At 44.2% G+C, this 6865-nt stretch carries 9 protein-coding genes; all 9 read left to right on the top strand.

Features of this window, described 5'->3' with window-relative positions:
• Nucleotides 1-454, top strand: a 454-nt coding sequence (locus AC075L_RS03800) for a YfhO family protein (RefSeq protein ID WP_476387165.1), incomplete at its 5' end; no start/stop codon positions are given.
• Nucleotides 429-1403, top strand: a complete 975-nt coding sequence (locus tag AC075L_RS03795) for a YfhO family protein (RefSeq protein WP_476387164.1) — start codon at nucleotides 429-431, stop codon at nucleotides 1401-1403. The genes AC075L_RS03800 and AC075L_RS03795, both read left to right, overlap by 26 nt.
• Before the next feature lie 310 nt (nucleotides 1404-1713).
• Nucleotides 1714-2649, top strand: coding sequence for a glycosyltransferase family 2 protein (locus AC075L_RS03790; RefSeq protein ID WP_022381056.1), 936 nt, complete (start codon nucleotides 1714-1716; stop codon nucleotides 2647-2649).
• Nucleotides 2650-2663: 14 nt separating this feature from the next.
• Nucleotides 2664-3080, top strand: a complete 417-nt coding sequence (locus tag AC075L_RS03785; protein WP_022381055.1) for a GtrA family protein — start codon at nucleotides 2664-2666, stop codon at nucleotides 3078-3080.
• A gap of 24 nt (nucleotides 3081-3104) precedes the next feature.
• Nucleotides 3105-4157 carry a nicotinate-nucleotide--dimethylbenzimidazole phosphoribosyltransferase gene (cobT, locus tag AC075L_RS03780; protein WP_022381054.1) on the top strand — a complete coding sequence of 351 codons (1053 nt, stop codon included), beginning with the start codon at nucleotides 3105-3107 and terminating at the stop codon, nucleotides 4155-4157.
• A complete protein-coding gene (locus AC075L_RS03775) occupies nucleotides 4157-4699 on the top strand; it encodes a bifunctional adenosylcobinamide kinase/adenosylcobinamide-phosphate guanylyltransferase (RefSeq protein ID WP_022381053.1) in 543 nt (180 codons plus the stop codon). The genes cobT and AC075L_RS03775 overlap by 1 nt, the downstream gene beginning before the upstream one ends.
• A gap of 45 nt (nucleotides 4700-4744) precedes the next feature.
• Nucleotides 4745-5521 (top strand): adenosylcobinamide-GDP ribazoletransferase, encoded by a 777-nt coding sequence (locus AC075L_RS03770; RefSeq protein ID WP_008703284.1) that lies wholly within the window; start codon nucleotides 4745-4747, stop codon nucleotides 5519-5521.
• Between the two features lie 10 nt (nucleotides 5522-5531).
• A complete protein-coding gene (locus AC075L_RS03765) occupies nucleotides 5532-5912 on the top strand; it encodes a bifunctional adenosylcobinamide kinase/adenosylcobinamide-phosphate guanylyltransferase (RefSeq protein WP_022381052.1) in 381 nt (126 codons plus the stop codon).
• The gene (locus AC075L_RS03760) at nucleotides 5905-6504 is read left to right on the top strand and encodes a histidine phosphatase family protein (protein ID WP_022381051.1); all 600 of its coding nucleotides are present in this window, start codon (nucleotides 5905-5907) and stop codon (nucleotides 6502-6504) included. The genes AC075L_RS03765 and AC075L_RS03760 overlap by 8 nt, the downstream gene beginning before the upstream one ends.
• The last annotated feature ends 361 nt before the right edge of the window (nucleotides 6505-6865 follow it).

Here is a 6865-nt window from a genome sequence, read left to right as displayed (position 1 = left end):
TGTGGTGAGCATTATGTTGAATGTTTCTTATCAGTATTCTTATGAGAAGGATTATCTGTCAGAGTTTGCAGCCGAAGAGGAGTCGCTGGATAAGCTGGAGTCGAATACGGATAAGGCGGTTCTTGCCGCCGGGGATTCAGGTGTCTATCGTTATGACCAGTATGGGGCATTGCCCTATGATAATACTTCTATGTATATGGGTACGAACAGTACTGCTTATTATTTCAGTCTTGCAAACAGCAGTATCAGTGATTTTTTCAGTGAAATGTATCTGAATACGCCATGGGAGCAGCATTATGAGAACCTGGACGGAAGGACGATCCTGGACAGGCTGGCTTCTGTGAAATATTTTGTGATAAGTGGTGATAATTTCCGCTATCTTTCCTATGGATATAATAAAGAGAAGGGCTCTGCCAGAAAGGGAAAAAGTGAGTGCAGGGCTTATCGAGAATGAGAATGCACTGCCTCTGGGTTATACTTATGACAGTTATATTCCTGAATCGGAATATGAGAAAATGGATGTGGTAAAAAAGCAGCAGGCTTTGATGGACGGTGTGGTGCTTGAGGAGAGTACACTGCCTGAGGCATCTGTTGATGCTGATAATGAGAATATCCAGTATCGTATGGAGACAGGGGATGGTTGTGCTCTGTCTAAGGGAGCAATCAGGGTGACGAAGGAAGGGGCGCAGCTGAAGCTTGTGTTCCATGGTCTTACGGACAGTGAGAATTACCTGATCGCAGATAATCTGGATTATGACAGTCTTTCACCGAGAGAACTGATTGGTAACAGTCAGTGGAAGAAGATGTCTGAGTATGACCAAAATAAGGTTCTTGATGAGGACAGCCGGTGGCGATACTGGAAGGAATCAAAGGAAGCGGCTATGACAGTCAGCTCCAATGATGTGACCAAGACCATAAAGATTTTTACAGATAAGTATAATGCCTACAGTGGACGGCATGATTTTCTCTGCAATATGGGATATTCCAGATCAGGAGTTCGTACTATGACGATCACCTTTGCTAATACGGGTGTTTATACCTATGATAAATTAAGGGTTGTGAGTCAGCCGGTGCAGGGGATTGAGGAAAAAACTGTGAAGCTGGGTGAAGAAGCTCTCGAGAATGTAAAAATGGGAACGAATGAGATTACAGGGGATATCAGTGTTTCCGAAAAGAAAGCTCTTGTGTTGTCTGTTCCGTACAGTAAGGGATTTACGGCTTATGTGGACGGGAAAGAAACGAAGCTTCAGAAGGCGAATACCATGTTTATGGCTCTGGAACTGGAACCTGGTTCACATGAGATACGCCTTACATATTGCACACCTTATCTGAAAGCGGGAATGCTTCTTTCTGTTCTGGGGCTGGTTATATATGTAATGCTGGTGTTCAGGAAGAAAAAGTAATCCAAATTCCATTGCTTCAGGAAGTCTGGAATGTATCTGAGTCTCGTTACTGAGAACGAAGAGAACAGTAACATACGTGCTATTATCCTGTGAAGTGTTTGACACACTGGAGCATGCAGATTGTTGGAATGGACATTTCTGTAAATTTGTGTATAATAAAGTAGAAATAAGAATTGCGGGAGCTGTAAAGTGCTTAGGAGTAAAATAACCTTTTGCCCCTGACATTATAGAAAATATTTACAGGAGTAACAGACAGTGAATGAGAAACTAGTCTGTTGTATATGAATGAAACAAAATGAGGAATGACATCATGAGTAAATTATCAGTGGTACTTCCGGCATATAATGAGGAGCTGATGGTTGGGAAAACCTGTCGGGTGCTGGCGGAAGTTCTTACAAAAGCGAAGATTCCCTATGAGCTGGTGGTTGTAAACGATGGTTCCGGCGACCGGACATGGGAAGAAATTCAGAAGGCAGGAGAGAGGGATGCGAATGTGACAGGCGTTCTTTTTTCCAGAAATTTCGGAAAGGAAGCAGCGATTTTTGCAGGACTGGCGCAGGCCTGTGGAGATGTGGTGGCTGTCATGGACTGTGACCTGCAGCATCCGCCGCAGACGCTTATTGAGATGTACAGGCTGTGGCAGGAAGGCTATGAAGTGATCGAGGGTGTGAAGGCAGACAGAGGAAAAGAGGGCTTTTTACATAAAGAATGTGCCGGATTTTTCTATGATATCATGTCTAAGGCAACTAAGGTAAATATGAAGGATGCCTCGGATTTTAAGATGATGGACAGGAAGGCTGTGGACAGTATTCTGTCTATGCCTGAGAGGAATATGTTCTTTCGGGCTACTTCTTCCTGGGTGGGATATAAGACTACCAGTGTGGAATTTGAGGTGCAGGAGAGAGAGGCCGGCGTTTCCAAGTGGTCTCCCTGGGCGCTGGTGAAATATGCGTTCACAAATATCGTGGCATTTACTACTTTTCCGCTGCAGTTTGTTACGATCACAGGAGCGATATGTTTTGCCTGTTCGCTGGTCCTTATGGTCTATTCGCTTGTGCAGTATTTTACAGGTTCTGCAGTGGAAGGTTATACCACCCTGCTGATGGTGCTACTTCTGGTGGGAAGCGCCATGATGATCAGTCTTGGAATTATTGGATATTATATTTCCAAGATTTATGAAGAAGTAAAGCGCAGACCGAGATATATTATTTCAAAAGTAATTAAGAATGGAAATATACAGGACTGAGAGGATATATTTGTATGAAGCAATGGATCAGAAAAATGTATGAAAGTTCCGTTATCCGCTATATTTTCTTTGGCGGATGTACCACTATGGTAAATCTGGTCAGCTTTTTCATTCTCAGAAAGCTGAAGGTGGAGCTGAATATCGCCAATATTATTTCAATCATCCTGGCGATCCTGTTTGCCTATGTGGTAAATTCGAAGTATGTTTTTCAGGATAAATGCGAGACATTGAAGGATCATGTTCAGCCATTCTGCAAATTTGTCAGTGCCAGACTGATCACTATGGTGATCGAGGTTGGCGGTGTATGGCTGCTTGTGTCAGTGATGGGGCTTAATGATATGATCGGGAAATTCCTGACACAGTTTATTGTGTTGATACTGAATTATGTATTCAGTAAATTTTTTGTGTTTACAACAGGGAAATCAAAATAATGAAGGAAAAGAGAGGGAAAACTCATGACTCTGGAAGAAGCTATTGCAAAGATTAAGCCATTAGATCACAATGCCATGGAGATTGCACAGAAAAGATGGGACAGTATTGCGAAACCACTGCATTCTCTTGGAAAACTGGAGACTCTTTTGATCCAGATCGCGGGAATTACAGGAAACGCGGAGGTGGATCTTTCCAGGAGAGGTCTGATTGCCATGTGCGCGGATAATGGCGTGGTAGAAGAGGGTGTGACACAGACCGGACAGGAAGTTACTGCCATCGTTGCCGAGAATTTTCTGAAATATGACACATCTGTCGGTGTGATGTGTAAGCAGAACCATGCGGAGATTTTTCCGGTGGATATGGGGATGGTGACGGATACAAAAGTCCGCACAGACCATAAAATTGCCTATGGTACACAGAATATGACCAAGGGTCCTGCCATGACAAGAGAACAGGCTGTAAAGGGGCTTGAAGCAGGCATTGACATGGTAAGGGAACTGAATGATAAGGGCTACCGGATTCTGGCAACAGGGGAAATGGGAATCGGAAATACAACCACCAGCAGTGCAGTTGCTTCTGTGTTGCTGAAACAGCCGGTGGAAGAGATGACAGGGCGCGGCGCAGGTCTGACCAGCGAGGGACTTGTGCGCAAGATCAATGCGATCAAAAAAGCCATTGCATTAAATGAACCGGATCCTGAGGATGCCATTGATGTTCTGGCAAAGGTAGGCGGTCTTGATATCGCTGGAATGGCAGGTGTCTTTCTGGGAGGTGCGGTTTATGGTATTCCTGTAGTCATGGACGGATTTATTTCCTGTGTTTCTGCGCTGATCGCCATGCGTATCTGCCCGGCTGCGAGGGATTATATTCTTGCATCCCATGTATCAAATGAGCCGGCTGCCCATCTGATCCTTGAGAATATGGGGAAAGAGGCAATCATTCATGCGGATATGTGTCTGGGCGAGGGAACCGGAGCAGTAGCTTTATTCCCGATCCTTGATCTGGCAGCAGCGGTTTATCATTCTATGAGTACTTTTGACGATATCCATGTGGAACAGTATGAGGAGCTGAAATAATGCTGACGCTTGTGACAGGGGGAAGCGGGAGCGGAAAATCTGCTTTTGCGGAAGACAGGGTGCTTTCTTTCGGGGATGCACAGAGGATTTATATAGCGACCATGCACCCTTTTGATGAAGAGAGCCATAAAAGGATCGAGAGACACCAAAAGATGCGTGCAGGAAAAGGTTTCGAGACAGTTGAGTGCTATACAGGGCTCAAAAATGTGAAACTGCCTGCCGGATGTGTGGTGCTTCTGGAATGTATGTCGAATCTGGTGGCAAATGAAATGTTTGAAGAACAGGGAGCCCATGACCGGACAGTTTCGGAAGTTACAAAAGGGATTGAGAATCTGCTGGAACAGGCTGCTCATGTGGTAATCGTTACAAATGAGATTTTTTCAGATGCGGTTGTGTTTGATGGAGATATGGATTCTTATCTGGAATATCTGGGAAAAATCAATCAGGCTGCTGCGCAGAGAGCTGATGAAGTGGTGGAAGTTATATATGGGATACCAGTCTTTCACAAATCTGCAGATACCTGCAGCAATCTTTGCAAATAATATATTTGACAGGATTGCCATAATATGAAAAAGAGGAATTGATCAATGAAATCTTTATGGAATAATTTTAAGGTGGCATTTGCCATGTTTTCTAAGATTCCCATGCCCCGCGCTGACTGGACAAAGGAAAATATGAAGTATATGTTCTGCTTTTTTCCGTTTATCGGAACTGTGATCGGCGGGCTGACTATGCTGGTGGCATATCTGGGACTTCGGTTTGGGTATCAGCCGGGATTCGTGACAGCAGTGCTGGTGCTGGTACCGGTATTTGTGACAGGCGGGATCCATGTGGATGGTCTTTTGGATACTTCGGATGCCCTGAGTTCCTGGCAGGAGAGAAGCAGAAGGCTGGAGATTCTTAAGGATTCCCATGCAGGTGCTTTTGCCGTTATTACTGCGGCGGTATATTTCATTGCCTGGTACGGCGCTTACAGTCAGTTGTTTAACAGTGCAGAGAATATGAGGGCGATCGGAATTCTGAGCCTTGGTTTTATGGTTTCCAGATGTCTGTCAGGGATTGGAGTTATTACCTTTCCGAAAGCAAAGGCAGACGGTACAGTTGCTGAGTTTTCCAGAAATTCTTCAGATGTGCTCTCGAGAAATGTGCTGATCGTCTATCTGGTGCTTCTGGCTGCGGGAATGATTTTGATCCGGCCTGTATGGGGAAGTCTGGCTTTTGTGGGAGCTTTGCTGATTTTCTGGTATTATCATCATATTGCGATGAAGTACTTTGGCGGGACAACCGGGGATATTTCAGGATTCTTTCTTTGTATCTGTGAAGTTGGGATGGCATTGATCCTGGCGGTGGTTTCTAATTTTTGAGGAGAAGAGTATGGAAATGATAATCGGCGGTGCATATCAGGGAAAGACTGAATATGCCAGGAAACAGTATCCACAGTTAAGGTGGAGTGACGGCGGTTCTGTCACAGAGGAGGAACTGATGAATGCTCAGGGTGTGACTGGTTTTCAGCAGTATATCCGCAGTGAACTGGAGAATGGAAAGGATGTGTCAGATCTTGCGGAAAAAATCATCTGTAAGAATCCGGATATTGTCCTTGTCTCTCAGGAAGTAGGGTACGGGGTTGTACCTGTGGATGCTTTTGACAGAAAATACAGAGAGGCTGTAGGGCGTGTATGTACGAAGCTGGCAGCATACAGCCATAAGGTGACGCGCGTGATCTGCGGGATTGGAACGGTGATCAAAGATGATTAAATTATGGCTGATCAGACATGGAAAAACAGAAGGGAATAAACTTTCCAGATATATCGGCACAACGGATGAGCCGTTATGTCAGGAGGGAACAGAGTTTCTGCATAAGATGGATTATCCAAAGGTTCAGGCGGTTTATGTAAGTCCTCTGAAACGATGCGTGCAGACAGCAGAGATTCTTTTTCCGGGAGAGCCGGTACATATTATTGAAGAGCTGGCAGAATGTGATTTCGGAGAGTTTGAAAATAAGAACTATAAAGAGCTGGAAGGTAATCCGCACTATCAGGAATGGATTGACAGCAACGGTACTCTGCCTTTTCCGGGAGGAGAAAGCAGGGAAGGGTTTAAAAGCAGAAACCTGAGAGGATTTGACAGGGTTGTGTCCGGATGTATCCGCAGCCATGTGGCAGAGGCGGCACTTGTCATCCATGGCGGTACGATCATGAATATCATGGAAGAGTATGCAGATATACAGAAACCATTTTATGAGTGGCATGTGAGAAATGGCGGCGGCTATGAGGTGGAGCTGGATGAGAATCTCTGGAAGAATGGACGAAAACAGCTCAGGGTTAATTCTGCGATTATGGAAGGATAACTCTCCTATCTTACAAAAATTGTTGACAAACCTGAAAATTTGTCATAAAATCAGCTTCATCAGAAAACAGGAAAATCAAAAAAAGAACGAGGTTGTTCATTGTCATCAATGACTGCCCCGTTCTTTTTTATCTGTTCACCGGAGATAGTATAAAACCTAAAAAAAATTTGAAAAACCAAAAAGTTTTTGTAAATTCTACTTGCATTATTCGGAGAAGTATGTTACAGTATTAGTACATAATTCCTAAACAAAAGGTAAAAAGCAGTATCGAATTGGTAGTTTTTGACAAGTGAAAGGAGGAACTATATGCTGGTAATTGGTAATGGAAGAATGATCACACAGGACGCATCCAATCCATTTC

This window comes from Blautia sp. ZXY-1-B12 (assembly GCF_056339915.1).
Note: the sequence above shows the minus strand (reverse complement) of the source record. Positions and strands in the feature narration are given on the sequence as shown.